At 63.1% G+C, this 18,956-nt stretch carries 20 protein-coding genes; 5 read left to right on the forward strand and 15 right to left on the reverse strand.

The annotated features are described in order from the left end of the window. Nucleotides 1–52 precede the first annotated feature (52 nt). The gene (locus KY084_RS13280; RefSeq protein ID WP_219238965.1) at nt 53–862 is read left to right on the forward strand and encodes a transporter; all 810 of its coding nucleotides are present in this window, start codon (nt 53–55) and stop codon (nt 860–862) included. Here the strand turns inward: KY084_RS13280 and KY084_RS13285 are convergent, their stop codons facing one another. From KY084_RS13285 to KY084_RS16710, 11 genes are all read right to left on the reverse strand, one after another. After that, nucleotides 863–1,183 carry a DMT family transporter gene (locus tag KY084_RS13285; RefSeq protein WP_219238966.1) on the reverse strand — a complete coding sequence of 107 codons (321 nt, stop codon included), beginning with the start codon at nt 1,181–1,183 and terminating at the stop codon, nt 863–865. It abuts the gene before it with no gap. A gap of 247 nt (nt 1,184–1,430) precedes the next feature. Then, entirely contained in the window at nt 1,431–2,774 is a 1,344-nt protein-coding gene (locus KY084_RS13290; RefSeq protein WP_219238967.1) for a mechanosensitive ion channel family protein, read from the reverse strand. A gap of 40 nt (nt 2,775–2,814) precedes the next feature. Continuing rightward, nucleotides 2,815–3,138: a hypothetical protein gene (locus tag KY084_RS13295; protein ID WP_246587136.1), complete on the reverse strand. Its 324-nt coding sequence runs from the start codon at nt 3,136–3,138 to the stop codon at nt 2,815–2,817. 135 nt (nt 3,139–3,273) lie between these two features. Beyond that, nucleotides 3,274–3,837 carry a F0F1 ATP synthase subunit B family protein gene (locus KY084_RS13300; RefSeq protein WP_219238968.1) on the reverse strand — a complete coding sequence of 188 codons (564 nt, stop codon included), beginning with the start codon at nt 3,835–3,837 and terminating at the stop codon, nt 3,274–3,276. Nucleotides 3,838–3,847: 10 nt separating this feature from the next. Further along, nucleotides 3,848–4,330, reverse strand: a complete 483-nt coding sequence (locus KY084_RS13305; protein WP_219238969.1) for a F0F1 ATP synthase subunit B family protein — start codon at nt 4,328–4,330, stop codon at nt 3,848–3,850. A 39-nt stretch (nt 4,331–4,369) separates the two neighbouring features. Continuing rightward, entirely contained in the window at nt 4,370–4,597 is a 228-nt protein-coding gene (gene atpE, locus KY084_RS13310; RefSeq protein ID WP_219238970.1) for an ATP synthase F0 subunit C, read from the reverse strand. 34 nt (nt 4,598–4,631) lie between these two features. Next, on the reverse strand, nt 4,632–5,387 hold the full coding sequence (locus tag KY084_RS13315; protein ID WP_219238971.1) for a F0F1 ATP synthase subunit A: 756 nt from the start codon (nt 5,385–5,387) through the stop codon (nt 4,632–4,634). Between the two features lie 14 nt (nt 5,388–5,401). Continuing rightward, nucleotides 5,402–5,713: an AtpZ/AtpI family protein gene (locus KY084_RS13320; protein ID WP_219238972.1), complete on the reverse strand. Its 312-nt coding sequence runs from the start codon at nt 5,711–5,713 to the stop codon at nt 5,402–5,404. Nucleotides 5,714–5,914: 201 nt separating this feature from the next. Continuing rightward, complete coding sequence (locus KY084_RS13325; protein WP_425516740.1) at nt 5,915–6,295, reverse strand: YdbL family probable chaperone protein; 381 nt, start codon at nt 6,293–6,295, stop codon at nt 5,915–5,917. Continuing rightward, complete coding sequence (locus tag KY084_RS13330) at nt 6,292–6,537, reverse strand: YnbE family lipoprotein (protein ID WP_343228022.1); 246 nt, start codon at nt 6,535–6,537, stop codon at nt 6,292–6,294. Before KY084_RS13330 ends, KY084_RS13325 begins: the two co-directional genes overlap by 4 nt. Then, a complete protein-coding gene (locus tag KY084_RS16710) occupies nt 6,534–9,737 on the reverse strand; it encodes an intermembrane phospholipid transport YdbH family protein (protein WP_219238973.1) in 3,204 nt (1,067 codons plus the stop codon). Before KY084_RS16710 ends, KY084_RS13330 begins: the two co-directional genes overlap by 4 nt. 88 nt (nt 9,738–9,825) lie before the next feature. On the opposite strand from KY084_RS16710, the gene radC reads away from it, so the two are divergent. Next, complete coding sequence (gene radC, locus KY084_RS13340) at nt 9,826–10,521, forward strand: RadC family protein (protein WP_246587137.1); 696 nt, start codon at nt 9,826–9,828, stop codon at nt 10,519–10,521. Nucleotides 10,522–10,638: 117 nt separating this feature from the next. Here the strand turns inward: radC and KY084_RS13345 are convergent, their stop codons facing one another. Then, the gene (locus KY084_RS13345) at nt 10,639–10,992 is read right to left on the reverse strand and encodes a hypothetical protein (RefSeq protein WP_219238974.1); all 354 of its coding nucleotides are present in this window, start codon (nt 10,990–10,992) and stop codon (nt 10,639–10,641) included. A 260-nt stretch (nt 10,993–11,252) separates the two neighbouring features. On the opposite strand from KY084_RS13345, the gene purB reads away from it, so the two are divergent. Further along, entirely contained in the window at nt 11,253–12,569 is a 1,317-nt protein-coding gene (purB, locus tag KY084_RS13350; RefSeq protein WP_219238975.1) for an adenylosuccinate lyase, read from the forward strand. Here purB and KY084_RS16410 read toward each other — a convergent pair. After that, the gene (locus tag KY084_RS16410) at nt 12,524–12,727 is read right to left on the reverse strand and encodes a hypothetical protein (RefSeq protein ID WP_246587138.1); all 204 of its coding nucleotides are present in this window, start codon (nt 12,725–12,727) and stop codon (nt 12,524–12,526) included. The two genes, purB and KY084_RS16410, sit on opposite strands and share 46 nt — an antisense overlap. An 18-nt stretch (nt 12,728–12,745) precedes the next feature. On the opposite strand from KY084_RS16410, the gene KY084_RS13355 reads away from it, so the two are divergent. Both KY084_RS13355 and KY084_RS13360 read left to right on the forward strand, forming a co-directional pair. Then, complete coding sequence (locus KY084_RS13355; protein ID WP_246587139.1) at nt 12,746–13,129, forward strand: biliverdin-producing heme oxygenase; 384 nt, start codon at nt 12,746–12,748, stop codon at nt 13,127–13,129. Between the two features lie 2 nt (nt 13,130–13,131). Continuing rightward, nucleotides 13,132–15,696, forward strand: coding sequence for an HWE histidine kinase domain-containing protein (locus tag KY084_RS13360; RefSeq protein WP_343228023.1), 2,565 nt, complete (start codon nt 13,132–13,134; stop codon nt 15,694–15,696). A 67-nt stretch (nt 15,697–15,763) separates the two neighbouring features. Here the strand turns inward: KY084_RS13360 and dnaJ are convergent, their stop codons facing one another. Both dnaJ and dnaK read right to left on the reverse strand, forming a co-directional pair. Continuing rightward, the gene (gene dnaJ, locus KY084_RS13365; protein ID WP_219238977.1) at nt 15,764–16,888 is read right to left on the reverse strand and encodes a molecular chaperone DnaJ; all 1,125 of its coding nucleotides are present in this window, start codon (nt 16,886–16,888) and stop codon (nt 15,764–15,766) included. Between the two features lie 65 nt (nt 16,889–16,953). Beyond that, complete coding sequence (gene dnaK, locus KY084_RS13370; RefSeq protein ID WP_219238978.1) at nt 16,954–18,876, reverse strand: molecular chaperone DnaK; 1,923 nt, start codon at nt 18,874–18,876, stop codon at nt 16,954–16,956. Nucleotides 18,877–18,956 lie beyond the last annotated feature (80 nt).

Here is an 18,956-nt window from a genome sequence, read left to right on the forward strand (position 1 = left end):
AACCGCCGCCTCTTACGGCAACTTTTCGGGGGCGGGCGGCGTTTGGCGCGGGATGAACCGGTCGATCCTTGTCGCGCTGCCGCTTGTGCTTATGCTTGCCCCCGCCATCGCCAGCGCGCAGGACGGCGATCCGCCCGAATTGTGTCCGGACCGGCCGGGCAAGGCCAGCCCGACCTGTGTCGTGGCACCGGGCAATTTTCAGGTGGAAACCAGCATCGCGGACTGGTCGCACGACCATCAGGCTGGCGAGACGGAGGATATGATCCTCTTCGGCGACAGCCTGCTGCGCTACGGCGTCGCCGACCGGGTGGAGGTGCGCGTCGCCGTCACCCCCTATATCCATGACCGGACCCGCAGCGACGGCGCGGTGAGCGTCGCGGACGGGTTCGGCGATGTCGGGCTGTCGGCGCGCTATCTAGCGATCGATGGTAGCGAGAGTGGGCCTTCGCTCGCGCTGATGCCGGGGGTCACGCTGCCGCTGGGTGCGCATGACGTGAGCCAGGGCACCTGGTCTGCGAGCCTTTTCACGCCGGTCGATCTGCCGCTTTCGGACGGCTGGAGCCTTGCCGCGACGCCGGGGGTGTTCGCCCGCGCCGACGAGGATGGCGACGGGCGGCATTTCGCCTATTCGGGCGCTGGCGCGGTATCCAAGGATGTCGGCGGCGGCGTCACGCTGACCGGCGAACTTTGGGCGATGCGGGACGAGGACCCGGCGGGGCATGTCACGCAGGGGAGCCTCGACCTGCTCGGCGCGTGGCAAAGCGACGCTGACACGCAATTCGACCTGTCGAGCTATATCGGGCTTACCCGCGATACGCCCGATATCGAGATACTGGGCGGCTTTACCCGGCGTTTCCGATGATCACCCTTGCGCGAACAGCTTCGTGCCGACGACGCCGATAACGGTAAGGCCCATGAAAATTGCCTGAACCGTGCCGACCCTGTCGCCGAACAGGATCACGCCGCCGATGATGACGCCGACCGCGCCGAGGCCGGTCCACACCGCATAGGCGGTTCCGGCGGGCAGGCCGCGCATCGCGAAGGCGAGCAGGCCCATATTCACGAACGACAGGATGATGGGCACGGCGGAGGCCTGCCACGTGGCGACGGTGCCCGCCCATTTCAGGCTGAGCGCCCAGCAGATTTCGGTGATGACGGCGATGCCGAGGACGGTCCAGTACATCGCGCGGGCCATAAGCAATAAATCGCCAGCGGCAAAGGGCATGCCGGCCCACTTATGCCGAGTGATTCATCGCGTCATCGTCATCGCGAGGAGCGTAGCGACGCGGCGATCCATCAACCAGCGGTTTTATGCGCGCGTCACTGGATTGCCGCGCCCCTTTGGGTTTCGCAATGTTTATGATGCGATGCGTTCAGGTCAATGCGGCGTGGCATAGAGGACGCTGCGTACTATTACGCCGTGATGCCGCTCACTCGATCGGTTTGGTTGAATCGAGCAGATCGGTTTCGCGGTCCCCAGCGCGTTCTTCGGCGACTAGTTTTTCGATATGGGTTTCAGGGCGCGTGTCGGTCGCATCGCGCTTCCCCGCTGCCGTACGCGGCTTTGCGGGAACGGTTTCCGCCGCTTGCGCACGGGCGAGCGGCAGCGGTGCGCCTTCGTCGAAGCGCAGGCGATAGATCGGCTCGGGAAGCGCGAAGCCCGCCGCTTCCAGCGCCGCCTTTGTCGCCTGAATGGCGAGGCTTCGCCCCTTTGCGAAGTCGGTATGCGTCTGATCGACCCAGCCATAGAAGCGAAGCACGATGTTCGAATCGCCCACTTGCTGAATCACCGCACTGGCGCGCGGCGTGTCGAGCACGAAGTCGAGGCCGTTCAGCGCGGCGAGGCCGACGCCCATCGCATCGACCGGATCGTCATCGGCATCGACGCCGAGGTCGAATTCGAAGCGGCGTTCGGGATTGCGCGTATAGTTCAGGATCACCGCCTTGAAGACGGTGCTGTTGGGGATGCGCAGATGGTTGCCGTCGAGCGTCATCAGGATCGTCGCGCGTGAGGTGAGGCGAAGCACGCGCCCCTCCTGCCCTTCGATCACGACATGGTCGTTCGCGCGGAACGGCTGGCGCAGGCTGAGCATCAGCGAGGAGACGTAATTGTCGGCCGTGTCTCGTACCGCGAAGCCGAGTGCGATGCCGATCACGCCCGCCCCGCCGAGCACCGCGCCGAGCAGCGCGGTCGCACCGAGTATCTCAAGCGCCGCTACCAGCCCCAGAACGACGAAGACGAAGCGGATCGAGGTTTGCAGCAATTCGGCCAGGAAGATATTGGGCGCGATCCAGCGCCAGAAACGGTTCCGCCCGGCAAGCAGATAGCCCAGCGCGGCGATCAGCGCGGCGATACCGACCGCGACGGCAAGCAGCGGCAGCGCTCGCAACAGCGCGCGCAGATCGGCACCGAACTGGCCCAGCGCGGGCGACAGATTCTGCTGCACCGCCAAATCGCGGTCGATATCGTTCTGCACCGTAACCACGCCCGATACGCGTTCGGCGATCGCCCCGGCGCGTTCGGCATCCGCCGCGCCCGCCACAGATCCGGAAAGCGTGGCCACCCCCGACGCCACGGTGACACGCACCGAACGGAGCGATTCGATCTGTGCGAAAATGGCGCGGATGCGGGCCGCGACCTCGCGATCCTGCGCATCGCTCACCGCTTCGGTGGAAATGGCGGGCGAAGCCTGCGGCGCGGGGGTGCTGGCATTTTGCGCGGTGGCGGGCATGGCCGCAAGCGCGAGCAGCAGGACGATAATGCAGCGGATCATCGCGCCACCATGGCGCAGGCGGGCGGCGTTGATAAGCCCGTCAGTGGATGGCGCGAAGGTCTTTGCCCACTTGTTCCAGCATGGCGTCGGTCAGCTTGCCGCCGGTATAGGGCTGAAATTCGCGCAGACTCATCTGTTTGAACTTGTCGAGGTTTTCGTCGGTGCTCAGCCCGGGCAGATGCTTGTCGAGCACCGCACGGGCGCGTTCATCGGCGATCAGCGTCCCGATCGGAGTATCCAGGTCGAACAACGCAAGGGTAAGTCCGCTTTGCGGGGCCGGCGTCTCGTCGGGCACGGTCTGCGCCACGGCAGGCGTGGCGATGGCGAATGCGATCAGCGCGGATGCGGCAATACGCAGGGACATGGCGATACCTTTCTACCCGCCGGCAAAAAAGCGAAAGCGCCGGCCCGGACTGTTTTAGCCCAGGCAGCGGCGCTCGCGCAAAAACAATCGTTCGAACTGAAAGCCGGGACGCGATCACGCGCCCCGCCGCACCGATCAGTTGAGCCGGCCCAGCCCCGCAATCGTCCGGTCGACCATTTCGCGGTCCGCGGCAACGTCATGCTTCGCGGCAATCACCCTGCCCGCCGCAAGCGCTGCTGCATCAGCCGCCTTGGCGCGAACATCGGCAATCGCCTGACGTTCGGCGGCGGCGATCTTGTCCTCCGCCATCTTCTGACGACGTTTGGTCAGTTCCTCGGCATCGGCATGCGCCTTGGCGACGATGTCCTTCGCCTCGTCCTGCGCATGGGCCAGGATCGCATCGGCGTCGCCGGCGCTTGCCTGATGCCGGCGTTTCGCTTCGGCCAGCAGCGCTTCGGCTTCCGACCGGATCGATTGCGCCTCGTCGAGTTGGCGGCGCGCCTCGGCGATCTTGTCGTCCAGCGCTTTTGCGATCAGCTTCGGGAATTTGAAGACGAAGATCGCCAGCAAAAGAAAGATGGTGACGCCCCAATAGACCCATCCCTCTGCTGAGAAGCCGAGAAGTTCGGGGCCATGGGCGCCATGCGCCACCGCCTGATGCGCGTCGATCGTATCCACGACATGTTCACTATTGATCATGATCGCCTCGTCAAGCCAGCGCCGCGCGCGCCGCCGCCTGCGTTTCAGCGGGATCGGGGCGTGAACCGGTCAGTTTCTCGACGATATCGCCGGCGGCTTCGGCGGCGACCGCCTCGATTTCCCCGATCGCCTTTGCGCGGCGTTCGGCGAGCGCTGCTTCAGCAGTTTCGACCTTGCTGTGAAGCATCCGGTTGGTCTCGGCGTTGTTCGCCTCGATCTCCCGCGCGGCTGCGGCGCGTGCTTCGGCCACCCGGGCGCGCGCCTTGTCCTGCGCAGTGGCGACGCCGGCTTCATATTCCGCCTGCATGTGATCGGCCTCGGCCTTTGCACGTTCGGCGGACGTAAGGTCGCCCATCACCTTTTTTTCACGAGCATCAATCGTCCGCCCCAGGCGCGGCAGCGTCGTCTGCACGATCACGAAATAGAGAATCGCGAACGCAACGACGAGCCAAACCATCTGGGGCACGAAATTCGCCGGTTCAAATTGAGGCATGGGTCAGACCTTACAGATGCGGTTGCAGTCGGTGTCGGCTCAGCCCGCAAATGCGAGGTAGAGCGCGACGACCGCCGCGATCAGGCCGAGCGCCTCAACCACGGCGAAGCCCAGGAACAGGCGGCCGGCGATACGCGGTTCGGCTTCGGGATTGCGGAACGCGCCGAGGACGTGCGAACCGAAGATGTAGCCCACGCCGATACCGGCGAGACCCGCACCCATCGCCGCAAGACCGGCGCCAATGAACTTTGCTGCTTCTGCGTCCATGTTGATACCCTTTTCGTGAAGTCAGTGGTTGAAATTAGTGAAGGTTGATCGCGTCGTTCAGATAGATCGAAGCGAGCAGTGCGAACACATAGGCCTGGATCAGCGCGATCAGCAGTTCGAGCGCAGACAGCGCCACGTTCACCGCGAGCGGTACGATGCCGAAGACATAGGGAAGCGCGCCGAACGATCCAAGCGCGACCACGAAGGTGCCGAACACCTTCAACAGCACGTGCCCCGCGGTCATGTTGGCGAACAGCCGGATGGCCAGCGTGAACGGACGTACCAGGAAGCTGACCACCTCGATCGGCATGATGAACAGCGCAAGCGCGGGGTGCATCCCCTTGGGCCAGAAAAAGGTGAAGAAGTGCAGGCCGTGATTGACCAGCCCGACGATCACGACGATCAGAAACACGATCAGCGCCAGCGCCAGCGTCACCGCGATATGGCTCGTCGGCGTGAACGATCCTACCCAGGGCACGAGGCCCAGCAGGTTGCAGACCAGCACGAACACGAAGACCGAGAAGATCAACGGGACATAGGCCTTGCCCTTCGACCCGACATTTTCGTCGACCACGCCGACCACGAAGTCATAGACATATTCCAGCGCGGCCTGCCAGCGGCCGGGAACCAGCGTCGGCTTCATCGTGCCGATCACCATGAACGCGGCGATCACGACCAGCGCGACAAGCATCCACAGCGCGGAATTGGTGAAGGAAACATCGTATCCGGACACGCTGAGCGGATGCAGCGTGCGGATCGCGAATTGTTCCATCGGATTGTTGGCGGACATGGGTCTTCAGGGCCCTATCGGTCGGTGGTGAGATCGGTGTCGAACTGCTTCGACGTCGACATCGCGCGGCGCAAGCCGGCGGCGAAACCCAGAACGAGGAAGACGATCATCAGCCACGGTGCGGTGTTCAGCCACTTGTCGAGCAAGAGACCGATGACCGCGCCGACGATGACGGCACCGACAAATTCGATCCCCACGGCCCAGCCGCGCGTTTCCGCGCGCCCTTCCGCCGCGTGATCGACCTTCGAACGCTGCATATGCGCCGCCTTCGCATCGGCGATGCGCTTGTCGAGGTCGTCGGTTCCGTTCCGGCCTTCGTCTGCCAACGTCTTGTAATCCTGATATGAAAAATGCCGTCGCGTTCAGCGCGACGACACAAAGCATCGTGGACCCGCGCCCTTGATGCGGCGCCGGTTTAGAAAGGGGTAACAACCGAGTCAACACCAGCGCGAACCGCGCGGGCGTCACAATATGCCCCGGCCCCGCCTCAAACGGCGAAAAGCCGGGGGTCGCGCACCGTCAAAGACTTACGCGCAACGCGGGTCGCGATCGGGCGCGCCGCTGCCGCGCTTTTTCCAAGCACCCGACGGCGTCTGGTACATTTCGCCGGGATCAGTGCGCGCGATTAGGTTGCAGCCGGTGGTGAAGGCGAATTGTTCGACCGTGGCCCCATTAGCCTGCGCCTTCTGGGTGTAGGCGGCCTTGCGCTTGATGTTCACGTCGTTGACGATCTTGCGCAGCTCGGCCGTCGCGCTGCCGACAATGCCCAGATAGCCGTCGGGCTGTTCTCCGACGAGTCCCTGGCTCTTCGCCTGTTGCCAGCTCATCGACTGCGCCAGCGCGGGCGCGGCGATGCCGCCGGCGGCAAGAGCGCCGATACCGAGCGCGAGAGCGATTTTATTCATCATGATCCTGATCCGCCAAAAATATCCGGGTTGTCCTCGATTAAATTCTTCGATTCGTTATCGAGTCGATATACCACTTCCTGCGTCACGTTGATGTTAAGGTCGATCTGGATCGGTTTTTCGGGTGCGTTGATCGTCACGCACCCGCCGATCGAAACCAGCCCGGCGATCAGCGCCGCCGACATCATCACGGCATTCCGGCCGCCGCGCTCCGCATTATCGTTCATCAATCCTGTCCGCATCATTGCATATCCCTGCTTTCGCCCGCCTGAACATTCGTTCGGGCCCCCGCTTCGCTTTCGGCATCGCCGCCATTTTCCGTCTTTGCATCCCCGGCCGCGTCATTCTGCTGTTCGAGCAGAGTCGGCAGATTACGCTCGATCAGACGCGAAGGATCGTAATAGGACTGCACCGAATCGATCAGTTGGCGGAACGGCGCCTTGATCCGGATATTGAAGAGGAAGGGCAGCTTCGCGATCCGGTCGGTCAGGAAATTATGCTTCGCGCCTTCGCCCTGCTTCACGCCCGAAAAGCGAATCTGCGTAATCATGTCGCCCGCAAGCGGCCCGTTCATGTCGATCGACAGTTCGTCATAGCGCAGCGAACGAAGCGCCTGAAAGGCGACATTGCCCCAATAGCCCAGATCCTTCTGCCCTATTTCCCCGACATAGGCGAGCGACCCGCCCTTGCGCGAATCGAGATGCCCGCCCTCGATTCGCCCGCCTTCAGTGTCGAAAATCATCGGCAGCACGCCGTCGAATGTCCCGGTAGCGTTCAGATTGTCGAAATCGAACTGTTGCAGAAACTGGTCCGCCTCCATCGCTTTTACGTGGAAGGTCAGCCGCTTGTCCTTTTCTCCACCGAAATCGAGCACGGTCGTATCGAGCGTCAGGTCACCGCCCGCGAACGGCCAGTGCCCGCTGTCGATCCGCACCTGCTGTTCGCCGAGCAGCTTGTAATGAAATTCGCCATCGCGCGCGACGATGCCGGGATTGATCTCCGCCACGGTCGCGACCTGATCGGGCGCGGATACCAGCCCCAAAAGGTCGGTGAAATGCAAATCGGTCGAAAGCCCGCTGACTGTTCCGAATGCGGCGGCGAGATCGGTCCCCGCGGTATGGAAATCGCCGGTGCTCGTCACGCCTTCCCGGCCCCAGGCGATATGCCCCATGCCCGTCAGCGTGCCATCGACATTGGCGACGACGCCGAGCGCCAGATTGGTGAGATCGGTGGGCTGAAGCGCGTCAGGCGCAAAGGTGATGCCCGGCATGGCGAGATCGGCATGCCCCGCGCCCGAGTTCAGATCGTGGGTCAGCGTGACATCGGTCACCTTCACGTCCGTATCCGGGGTTTTCAGCGTACCCCCGGCGATAATATCGCTGCCGGCCAGCGTCAGGTGGAAATCGTCGCTTGCCAGCGGCTTGAAACGCGGCGATGCTGCCGTGTCGGAGACGGTCAGCCCGCCGTCGAGCGTGAGCGTCCCGTTTTCCAGCCGCCAGTCACCCGCCGCGTCCGACATGGCGAGCGGCACATTGCCGATTTGCCCCGCCCCGCCGGTAAAGCCGCCTGCGACGACAGAACCATTCACCCGGCCGGTGATCGTCGCGGCATCGATCCGGGTCATGCTCGCTTCGCTGCCCAGCCGCGCCTTCACATCAGCAAGTGCAAAGCCGGTATCGGTCAGGCGGAATTCGGTGTTTCCGGCGGCGAGGGTAAGCGGCGTGCCGCCGATCCGTCCGGTAAGTTGCGGCGCGGCGATCCGTGCGCCGCCCGACAGCTTAGCCCCCGCGAGGCGGACCAGCGCATCGCCGTTCGGGCACAGCCGAACGCGTGCGGAATCGAGCACCAGGCCGGAGATTGCGAGCCGGTCGAACCCAGCGGGTACGCAGGCGCGATTCACGGTCAGCCGGGTGCCGCCATCCCAATCGGCGTCGAGCGGCAGGCTGAGCCGGTCGACGCGCCCGTCGCCGAGCGGCCCCGACAGCGTCAGTCGGGTCGAAAGCCGGGTGCTGCCATCTGGGGCGGCGCTGAACCGGACCGGGGTCAGGTCGATCCGCGCATCGCCCGCCCGATAGGGCGCAATCACCGCTGTTCCTGTAACCGGCGTATAGGGGGCACGCTGGCTGAGCCGGACCGCCGCATCGGGCAGGCCCCCGCCCGATGTGCTGACCAGCCCGTTGAGCGTCATCGCCCCGTCGCTCCAGCGATAGCGCACCCCTTCCCCGCCGGACAGCGTAGCGTCGGCCCCGCTTGCGGCATGCAGGCTGGAGCGATGAAGGATAAGGAAACCGTTCTTTCCGCTCTGCTCCACCACGAGGTCGCCCGCCATATCGGCCTTGCGTCCGGCGAGTGCGAGCGAATGGCCCAGTCTGGCGAGCAGCGGCGCGACCGGTGTGCCGCTGGCCGTGGTGCCCAGCGCATCGGCGCGGGCAAGCAGAGCGCGCGAAAGATTCGCCTGCTGCACTGAAACGCTGCCGGCGAAACGGTTGCCGGCGCTGCCCAGACGATAGCGGCCGTCCAGCTTTGCCCCGGCACCCGATAATGACGGACTTTCAAAATCGGCGCTTTGCAGTTCCGCCGTACCTTCGGTTCGCTGCGGACCGCCATCAAATGTTACGGTGCCGCCAAACCCGCTCACGCTGCCCTGCGGCGCAGCCACCTGGTCCAGCTTCACCGTCGCCTGCCCCTTCCACCGATCGAGCCGTTCGCCGAGCGTTGCGTCGATGCCGCTGGCAAGGCCGCTGGCGGTTATATCGCCGCATTGCGCGCGCCCTGCACGAACCGGCCCGGCGAAGGAGGGGCGATCGTCGGCGACGCTCAGCTTCACCGCCACCGCGATTCGCTGCGCCTCGCAATCGCCCACTGCCAGGCGCGGCGACACCGCCGCCAGTCTGCCGGTAAATCCGTCATTGAGTTTTCCCTGCCCGGCCATTTTCAGTCCGACAAGGCCATAAGGCGTTTCAAGGCGCATCCGCGCATCGGCGACGTCGACGGATAGAGCAGGAAGCGAAAAGGGTTTGCCCGATGACGCGGGAAGCAACCGGTCGATAGACCCAAGCGACAATTTGCCGTCGACCAGCTTGCCCCGGATGCGAACATGGCCGGCGCTGACTCCCGTCACCTGCGCCCCCGAAAAGGAGAGATCGGTATATAGTTCGACCCAGTCGGCAACGAGATCGGGCGAATCAGGATCGCCGATAACGACATTTTCCAGCCGCTGGCGCGATACGCCCAGATCGGCGATATCGTAGCGCGCCTGAACGCCGCGCTTGCGCAATTCGTCGCGTACGAAGCTGTTTGCGATGGGTTTGCGCTGAAGCCACAATATCGCCAGCGCGGTTGCGACCACTACCGCGATAATGGCAAGCACCCGCGCGAAACGGGGCATTCGCGGCACGCGCCGTCCCTGTCCCGCGTCGGGCTCCGTCTCTGATTGTGCGCTCACGCCGCGTTCCAACAACTCACGCGGGCACCGTTGCCTTCCGGCAAGGCGGCGTCAAGCGCGCGATTGCGCGAAGCGCCGCCGGTGCGTAATGGCTGCTGCGATGGGGGTTCCCGCCGAAGACAGTGCCGGCCATCGCGCGCGGCTTCGCGAACGGCTGCTGGGCAATGGCGGCGATGCGCTGCTCGACCATGAACTGGTCGAATATCTGCTCGCGCTCGCGATTCCGCGCAGGGACACCAAACCGCTTGCCAAGGCGTTGCTGCGCGAATTCGGCGGGTTGGCCGGACTGCTGACCGCCGATGCCGATGCGATCCGACGGGTGCCGGGCATGGGCGACACCTCGGTCGCGGCGATCAGGATCGTTCACGCCGCCGCGATCCGCCTGTTGCGCGCCAATGTCGCCGAGCGGCCGGTGCTCAGCAACTGGCAGGCGCTTCTCGATTATCTTCGCGCCGAAATGGCGCACCATCCGATCGAGCGGGTGCGGGTGCTTCACCTTAACACCCGCAACATGTTGATCCGCGACGAATTGATGGGCGAAGGATCGATCGACGAAGCCCCTGTGCATGTGCGAGAGGTCATCCGCCGCGCGATCGACCTTGGTTCCGCCGCGATCATTCTGGTGCACAACCACCCGTCGGGCGATCCGTCGCCGAGCCGCGCCGACATCGAAATCACGCGCGCCGTCGCTGAAGCGGGCAAACGATTGAACATCGCGGTTCACGATCACATCATCATCGGAACGCAAGGGCATAGCAGTCTGCGTGCCATGGGACTGATCTAGGAATTTCCATCGGCCGCCCGCCAGCGGTGCATACGAAACGGGCCGCCGGAAAACCGGCGGCCCGCTATCGATCGCTGTTGGCGAACCGGCTTATGATCGCCGGATGATTGGCTGAAATCAGCGGCCCGGACCGGGATCGCTGCCCGGCTCGTCGGACTGCGGAGTCGCGTTGGGACTGGGCATCGCCTTGGGCTGCGTCGAAGGTTCGTTCGGCGCGGTTTCGTCATCCATTCCCTGATCCGGGGTCATGTCGTCATCGGGGGCCATACCGTCATCGGGCGTCGCGCTGTCATCGGGCGTCATCGTGTCCGGCGTGGTCTGATCCTGTGGCGACATTTCATTTTCCGGTGCCATCTGGTCGGGCGCAGGCTGCGCGTCGCTTGTGGGAGGCGTCGTCTGCGGAGTGGTCTGCTGCGCAAGTGCAGGCGCCGAAACGGCAAAGGCTCCGGCGAGAAGAACGGCTTTCAACATCGGTAAACTCCTTCAATACTTCCTCCCGCGAAAACATGCGCCGGGAAGAGTCGAAACAATAACCGGAAAACCGTCCATACGATCCGTATAAACATTTCAGATCATCATGAATTAACGGCGTTTCAACGCGGACTCGTTACTTTGTTGCGATGAAAGGATTCGGGCGCCCCGCCCCGGCTTTGCGGAACAAGCCGATTGATGCGCCCGTTGGCTGGTGATAGCGGCCTTTGGCTTCATCTTCACAGGCAGGAAAAACGACAATGGTACCCCGCTATGCCCGACAGGACATGACCGCGATCTGGGAGCCGGAGAGCAAATATCGCATCTGGTTCGAGATCGAGGCTTATGCCGCTCAGGCAATGGGCGATGTGGGCATGATCCCCGTCGAGGCCGCAGATACGATCATGGCCGCGCTCGACAATGGCGCAATGGAACCGATCGACGTCGCCAAAATCGACGAGATCGAAGCGGTGACCAGGCACGATGTGATCGCGTTTCTGACCTATGCCGCCGAAAAGATCGGTCCGCAGGCGCGCTTCCTGCATCAGGGGATGACCTCGTCCGACGTGCTCGACACCTGTCTTGCCGTACAGCTCGACCGGGCGGCGGCAATCCTCGACGCCGATCTGGAAGCGCTGCTGGAGGCGCTGGAGCGACGCGCGATCGAGCATAAATATACGCCCACCATCGGGCGCAGCCACGGCATTCATGCCGAGCCGGTGACCTTTGGCCTGAAACTGGCGCAGGCGCATGCCGAATTCGCCCGCAATCGCGAACGGCTCGCCGCGGCGCGCAAGGATGTGGCGACCTGCGCGATTTCGGGTGCGGTGGGCACCTATGCCAATATCGACCCGCGCGTGCAGGAACATGTCGCGGCGAAACTGGGTCTGACCTCCGAACCGATTTCCACCCAGGTCATTCCGCGTGACCGGCATGCGATGTTCTTCGCCACGCTGGGCGTCATTGCCTCGTCTATCGAGCGGCTGGCGACCGAAGTCCGCCATCTGCAACGCACCGAAGTGCTGGAGGCGGAAGAGTATTTTTCGCCCGGTCAAAAGGGTTCATCGGCGATGCCACACAAGCGCAACCCGGTGCTGACCGAAAATCTGACCGGCCTTGCCCGGATGGTGCGCGGCTATGTCACCCCCGCGCTTGAAAATGTCGCGCTGTGGCATGAACGGGACATCTCCCACTCCTCGGTCGAACGCTATATCGGCCCCGACGCGACCATCACGCTCGACTTCGCGCTCGCCCGGCTTACCGGCGTCATCGACAAGCTGGTCGTGTATCCTGAGCGGATGCGCAGGAATCTCGACCGGATGGGCGGCCTGGTGCATTCGCAGCGGGTGCTGCTCGCGCTCACCCAAGCTGGGCTCAGCCGCGAGGACGCCTATGCCGCGGTTCAGCGCAACGCGATGAAGGTATGGGAATCGGACGGTGAATTGTCGCTGATGGAGTTGCTGAAGGCCGATCCCGAAGTGGCCGGCGCGCTGAGCGCGCAGCAAATCGAGGAGAAATTCGACCTCGATTATCATTTCAAACATGTCGACACGATTTTCGGAAGGATATTCGGCTGAACCCCGCGCACAAGGCGCTGCGCGAGGGCACGCGCGAGGAGCATGAACGGCTCGACGGGCTGTTCACCGGGTTCGCGCTGGATGAGGCCGATGGATATCGCCGCTTCCTCGCCGCGCATGCCGAAATACTGCCTCCGCTTGAGGATGCGCTCGATCATGCCGGGGCGGCATCACTGTTGGACGATTGGGCCGCGCGCAGACGGGGGTCTGCGCTGATCGCCGATCTGGAAGCGATGGGCGGTGCGCAGATCGCCACCGCGCCGCCGTTTCTTACCAACATGCTTTCGCAAGAAACGTCTCGAAACGCGACAATCGCCGGGTCAGTATATGTGCTGGAAGGGTCAAGACTGGGCGGACGTTTTCTTGCCAGACAAGTACCAGACGACTTTCCAACGTCCTATCTTGATGCAGATCAACCATCCGGCCATTGGCGGGGGCTGCTCGGCACGCTAGACTATCTGCTCAGCCGCCCTTCGGAACTGGCGATCGCCATTGATGCCGCGCGCGCGGTCTTCGGATCGTTCGAAACGGCGGGCAGGAAATGGCTTTTGAAAGAGTAACTGTGTCGAGCGCCGATTTCGAAGTTGACCTTACCAATTGCGATCGCGAACCCATTCACCAATTGGGGGCGATCCAGCCTTTTGGTTTTCTGATCGCGCTGTCCAGCGACTGGCTGATCAAACGCGCATCGGTGAACGTTGCCGATTTTCTGGGCGTAAAAGCCGAGGATATTCTTGGCACGCCGATGTCCGACCATATGGCGGCCGAAACACTGCATGCCATTCGCAACCGGTTGACGCTGCTGCGCGGCCCCGACGCGGTCGAACGGTTGTTCGGGCTGGCACTGCGCACCGGCGGGCCGCGCTATGACTTTGCACTGCACATGACCGACGGCACGATCGTGCTGGAGGGCGAGCCGTCCGCCGAAACACCCGATGCCGACACCGCCAGCACGATTCGCGCGATGATGGCGCGGCTCGACGCGACCGACAAGATCAGCGACTTCCTGCGCGAAGGCGCGCGTCAGGTACGCGCGCTCACCGGTTTCGACCGGGTGATGGTCTATCAGTTCGATCGCGACGGATCGGGCACGGTCGCGGCCGAAGCGGTTCGGTCCGGTATCGGCAGTTTCCACGGGCTGCGCTATCCGGCGAGCGACATTCCGCAGCAGGCGCGCAAGCTGTATGTCCGCACACCGTTCCGCGTGATCGCCGATGTGGACGCCACCCCGGCTGCCATTATGCCCGAACGCGACGAACAGGGCGAACCGCTCGACCTGTCGCTATCGGTGCTGCGATCGGTATCGCCGATCCATATCGAATATCTGAAGAATATGGGCGTCGGCGCTTCGCTGTCGATTTCGATCATTCTGGAAGGCAAGCTGTGGGGACTGTTCGCCTGCCACCATTATCAGCCGCGATGCCCCGATTTTGAGCGGCGTTCCATCGCCGAACTGTTCGGGCAGATGTTTGCGCTGAAGCTGGAAAGCCGTCAGCGCGAAGCCCTTGCCCGTTATGAGATCGAGGCACGGGCGACCAGCGACCGCATTCTGGCGAGTGTGGCGGGCGATTCGACGCTGCTCGACAATCCTGACTGGCTGGGGTCGATGCTGGGCAAGACGGTGCCATGCGACGGCATCGCGATTTATATCGACGGCAAGATCGCGACCAGCGGTGCCACCCCGCCCGCTTCGGCCATTCCTACGCTGGTCCGCCGCCTCAATGCGATGACGTCCGGCCGGGTATATTCCACCGATCATCTCGGCGATCTGCTTCCGCAGGCGCGCGAATATGCTGATGTCGGGGCCGGGCTGCTGGCCATCCCGATTTCGCGCACGCCGCGCGATTACGTCCTGTTGTTCCGGCAGGAAAAGGTACGCACCGTCAACTGGGCGGGCGATCCGCACAAGCCGGCAAGCTATGGCCCCAATGGTGCACGGCTGACCCCGCGCCAGAGTTTCGAAACCTGGGCCGAGGAAGTTCGAGGCCGGTCGGAACCGTTTACCGATGCAGAATTGCGCGTCGCGGAGATGCTTCGCGCCTCGCTGATCGAAGTGGTGCTGCGCCTGTCCGACGATGCGCAGGCGGAACGGCAACGCGCGTCCGAACGGCAGGAATTGCTGATCGCGGAACTCAATCACCGGGTTCGTAACATCCTCAGCCTGATACGCGGGCTGGTGCGCCAGAGCCATGATACCGGCACCGACCTCAACAGCTATATCAAACTGCTGGAAGGACGGATCGAAAGCCTGGCGCGCGCGCATGACCAGATTACGCAGGATAACTGGTCCCCCGCGCCGCTGCGCCGCCTGATCGAAACCGAAGCGGCGGCCTATCTTGCCGGCAAGGCAAGCCGGGTGAAGGTCGAGGGGCCGCCGATATTGCTGCACCCACACGCCTTTTCGACACTTGCGCTGGTCATGCACGAACTGATGACCAATTCGGCGAAATACGGCGCGCTTTCGGACAGCGGATCGCTCACGGTTGAATTGTCGATCGACCAATATGGCGACTGCTTCATCGAATGGCGCGAACGCGGCGGACCTGCGGTGCAGCCGCCCAAGCGTCAGGGGTTCGGGACGACGATCATCGAACGTTCGATCCCCTATGATCTTGGCGGCACTGCCGATATCCGTTTCCCGCTGACAGGAATGGAGGCCGATTTCTGCATCCCCGCCCGTTACGTCGCCGCCAGCGAAACCGAAGTGGCGGAAAACCATGCGGAACCGATCAGCACGCTTGCCGAGCGGCGCGATCCGGGCGACGCGCCGGTTCTGTCCGGCCCGGTGCTGCTGGTCGAGGACAGCCTGATTATCGCGATGGATGCCGAAGATATCCTGCTGCAACTTGGCGCGGAACGGGTGACGGTCGCGGCGGGCGTGGTTGCAGCGCTCAACGAGATCGAGAACGGGGCGTTCACCGCGGCGGTGCTCGACGTCAATCTGGGGAGCGAAACCAGCCTTCCGATCGCCGATGCGCTCGCCGCGAAGGGCGTGCCCTATATTTTTGCCACCGGCTATGGCGAGCAATTTCAGGCGCCCGACGGTCATGCATCGGCACAGATTCTACAAAAGCCCTATACGGCCGCCAATATGGGCCGGATTCTGGCGGACCTGCTCGAACGCTGACGACGCGAGGTGGCGGGCCTCGCATCGTCATTTTTCTTTTCAGCTTTGGAAAAAACAAGGGAGCTGTTCAGGCCCCCATCGCCTGTTTCAGCTTGGCGAAAAAGCCCGTGGATTGCGGACATTCCTCACCGGTTTCGGTTTCGCGGAATGCTTCGAGTATCTCGCGCTGTTTCGACGACAGCTTGCGCGGCATCTCGACTTCCAGATGCACGACAAGATCGCCGCGCCCACGGCCCTGCAACACCGGCATGCCTGCACCGCGCTGACGAATCTCGCGTCCCGGCTGGGTGCCGGGCGGCACCTTCACCGCGATCGGTTCGCCATCAATACCGGGAAGTTCGATTTCACCGCCAAGCGCTGCGGTGGTGAAACTGATCGGCATGTGCGCGTGAAGCGTCGTGCCCTCACGCGTGAAAAGCGTGTGCCGCGCAATGTGCAGAAAGATATAGAGGTCGCCTGGGGGCGCCCCGCGCGCACCTGCCTCACCTTCACCCGACAGGCGGATGCGCGTGCCTTCGTCGACTCCCGGCGGGATATTGACGGTCAGCGTCTTGGTGATGTCGACCCGGCCCTCGCCCCGGCATTCGGGACACGGATCGGCAATGATCTGCCCCGCGCCATGACAGGTCGGGCAGGCCCGTTCGACCACGAAAAAGCCCTGCTGCGCGCGAACCGCGCCGGCGCCGCCGCAGGTCGGGCACATTTTGGGCGCGGTTCCGGGCTTTGCCCCGGTTCCGTCGCATTTGGTGCAGATGCCCGATACGTCGACCGTGATTTCGGTTGATTTGCCGCTGAACGCATCGGCCAGCGAAATTTCCATGTCGTAGCGAAGATCGGCACCGCGTCGCGCCTGACGGCGTCCACCGCCGCCGCGCCCGCCCATGAATTCGCCGAACACGCTTTCGAAAATATCGCTGAACGCGCCGAAACCGGGATCCGCGCCGCCAGAGCCGCCGCCCATGCCCTGTTTGAACGCGGCATGGCCCATCCGGTCATAGGCCGCGCGCTTTTGCGGATCCTTCAAAACCTCATAGGCTTCGCTAACCGCCTTGAACTTGGCTTCGCTTTCCTCACACCCGCCATTGCGGTCCGGATGGTATTTCATCGCCAGCTTGCGATAGGACGATTTGATCGTCCCATGATCGGCGTCACGCGTACAGCCGAGCAGCTCGTAATAATCGACTTCAGTCATTCATTCGCCCCAACGCGGCGGGCCCGCATTCACGCATATCGCGGCAATACGGGCCCGGTCGCATCTTACGACTTGCTGTCGTCGACTTCGGAGAATTCGGCGTCGACGACTTCCTCGTCGCCCGCTTCGCTCCCCGCAGCAGCGCTTTCGCCGGTGGCGGCGGCAGCGTCGCCGCCTTCCGCCTGCTGCTTTTCATAGATCGCCTGACCCAGCTTCATCGCGACTTGGGCAAGCGCTTCGGACTTCGCCTTCATCGCTTCGGGATCGTCGCCTTCGATCGCCGTCTTGGTTTCGGCGATCGCGGCTTCGATCTCGCTCTTTAGCGATGCGTCGACCTTGTCGCCATTTTCGGAAAGCTGGCGCTCGGTCGTGTGGACAAGGCTTTCGGCGTTGTTCTTCGCTTCAGCGCCCTCGCGGCGCTTCTTGTCCTCGTCCGCGAACTTTTCGGCGTCCTGTACCATCTGTTCGATGTCGGAATCGGACAGGCCGCCCGACGCCTGGATACGGATCTGCTGTTCCTTGCCGGTGCCCTTGTCCTTGGCCGACACGTTGACGATGCCGTTGGCGTCGATGTCGAACGTGACCTCGATCTGCGGCACGCCGCGCGGCGCAGGCGGGATACCGACCAGGTCGAACTGGCCGAGCATCTTGTTGTCCGCCGCCATTTCGCGCTCGCCCTGGAAGACGCGGATCGTCACCGCCTGCTGATTGTCGTCAGCGGTGGAATAGGTCTGCGACTTCTTCGTCGGGATCGTCGTGTTGCGGTCGATCATTCGCGTGAACACGCCGCCCAGCGTTTCGATACCCAGCGACAGCGGGGTAACGTCGAGCAGCAACACATCCTTCACATCGCCCTGCAGCACGCCCGCCTGAATGGCGGCGCCGATCGCGACGACTTCGTCAGGGTTCACGCCGGTATGCGGTTCCTTGCCAAAGAAATCCTTCACGACGCTACGCACCTTGGGCATGCGGGTCATGCCGCCGACCATCACGACTTCGTCGATTTCCGAAGCGTTGACGCCGGCATCCTTCAATGCCTTTTTGCACGGCTCCAGCGTGCGCTGGATCAGGTCCTCGACCAACCGCTCAAGGTCCGACCGGCTGATCTGCTTGACCAGATGCTTTGGCCCGTTCTGATCGGCGGTGATGAAGGGCAGGTTGACCTCGGTCGTCTGCGCCGAGGAAAGCTCGATCTTCGCCTTTTCGGCCGCTTCCTTCAGCCGCTGAAGCGCCAACTTGTCCTTGGTAAGGTCAATGCCTTCCGCCTTTTTGAACTCGTCGGCCAGATACTGAACGATCTTGGAATCGAAATCTTCGCCGCCAAGGAAGGTATCGCCGTTGGTCGCCTTCACCTCGAACACGCCATCGCCGATCTCAAGGATCGAGATATCGAACGTGCCGCCGCCAAGGTCATAGACCGCGATCGTCTTGCCGTCGTTCTTTTCCAAACCATAGGCAAGCGCAGCCGCCGTCGGTTCGTTGATGATGCGCAGCACTTCAAGCCCGGCGATCCTGCCCGCATCCTTGGTCGCCTGACGCTGGGCGTCGTTAAAATATGCGGGAACGGTAATCACCGCCTGGCTGACCGTTTCGCCAAGATAGCTTTCGGCGGTTTCCTTCATCTTCTGCAAGGTAAAGGCGCTAATCTGCGACGGGCTGTAATCCTCGCCGCCAACCTTCACCCAAGCATCGCCATTCTGTCCCTTCACGATCGGGTAGGGCACCAGTTCGGTGTCCTTCTTCGTGACGGGATCGTCGAAACGGCGGCCGATGAGGCGCTTCACCGCGAAAACCGTATTGTCGGGGTTGGTCACCGCCTGGCGCTTGGCAGGCTGACCGATCAGGCGTTCGCCATCCTTGGCGAAGGCGACGATCGAAGGCGTCGTACGCGCGCCTTCCGCATTCTCGATCACCTTGGGCTTGCCGCCCTCCATCACAGCGACGCAGCTGTTGGTGGTGCCGAGATCAATACCGATAACTTTAGCCATAGTCCCTCTTGTGGCCCCCGGTTGGTTCAATCAAAATGCGATGGCCCGGCGTCGCCGAAACGGCAGCGGAACCATTTTCC

Source organism: Stakelama flava (genome assembly GCF_019351405.1).
In the GTDB taxonomy this organism is placed as follows: domain Bacteria; phylum Pseudomonadota; class Alphaproteobacteria; order Sphingomonadales; family Sphingomonadaceae; genus Sphingomonas; species Sphingomonas flava_A.

What these genes read in the sequence shown, in the direction of transcription:
- KY084_RS13345 (WP_219238974.1), bottom strand. Translation starts at nt 10,992, where the DNA reads ATGTTGAAAGCCGTTCTTCTCGCCGGAGCCTTTGCCGTTTCGGCGCCT.
- dnaK (WP_219238978.1), bottom strand. Translation starts at nt 18,876, where the DNA reads ATGGCTAAAGTTATCGGTATTGATCTCGGCACCACCAACAGCTGCGTC.
- KY084_RS13290 (WP_219238967.1), bottom strand. Translation starts at nt 2,774, where the DNA reads ATGATCCGCTGCATTATCGTCCTGCTGCTCGCGCTTGCGGCCATGCCC.
- atpE (WP_219238970.1), bottom strand. Translation starts at nt 4,597, where the DNA reads ATGGACGCAGAAGCAGCAAAGTTCATTGGCGCCGGTCTTGCGGCGATG.
- KY084_RS13280 (WP_219238965.1), top strand. Translation starts at nt 53, where the DNA reads ATGAACCGGTCGATCCTTGTCGCGCTGCCGCTTGTGCTTATGCTTGCC.
- KY084_RS13305 (WP_219238969.1), bottom strand. Translation starts at nt 4,330, where the DNA reads ATGCCTCAATTTGAACCGGCGAATTTCGTGCCCCAGATGGTTTGGCTC.
- KY084_RS13315 (WP_219238971.1), bottom strand. Translation starts at nt 5,387, where the DNA reads ATGTCCGCCAACAATCCGATGGAACAATTCGCGATCCGCACGCTGCAT.
- KY084_RS13330 (WP_343228022.1), bottom strand. Translation starts at nt 6,537, where the DNA reads ATGATGCGGACAGGATTGATGAACGATAATGCGGAGCGCGGCGGCCGG.
- KY084_RS13285 (WP_219238966.1), bottom strand. Translation starts at nt 1,183, where the DNA reads ATGTACTGGACCGTCCTCGGCATCGCCGTCATCACCGAAATCTGCTGG.
- KY084_RS13295 (WP_246587136.1), bottom strand. Translation starts at nt 3,138, where the DNA reads ATGTCCCTGCGTATTGCCGCATCCGCGCTGATCGCATTCGCCATCGCC.
- KY084_RS13300 (WP_219238968.1), bottom strand. Translation starts at nt 3,837, where the DNA reads ATGATCAATAGTGAACATGTCGTGGATACGATCGACGCGCATCAGGCG.
- KY084_RS16410 (WP_246587138.1), bottom strand. Translation starts at nt 12,727, where the DNA reads ATGATCGAGCGCATCCTCAAGCGGAGGCAGTATTTCGGCATGCGCGGC.
- purB (WP_219238975.1), top strand. Translation starts at nt 11,253, where the DNA reads ATGGTACCCCGCTATGCCCGACAGGACATGACCGCGATCTGGGAGCCG.
- dnaJ (WP_219238977.1), bottom strand. Translation starts at nt 16,888, where the DNA reads ATGACTGAAGTCGATTATTACGAGCTGCTCGGCTGTACGCGTGACGCC.
- KY084_RS13325 (WP_425516740.1), bottom strand. Translation starts at nt 6,295, where the DNA reads ATGATGAATAAAATCGCTCTCGCGCTCGGTATCGGCGCTCTTGCCGCC.
- radC (WP_246587137.1), top strand. Translation starts at nt 9,826, where the DNA reads ATGGCTGCTGCGATGGGGGTTCCCGCCGAAGACAGTGCCGGCCATCGC.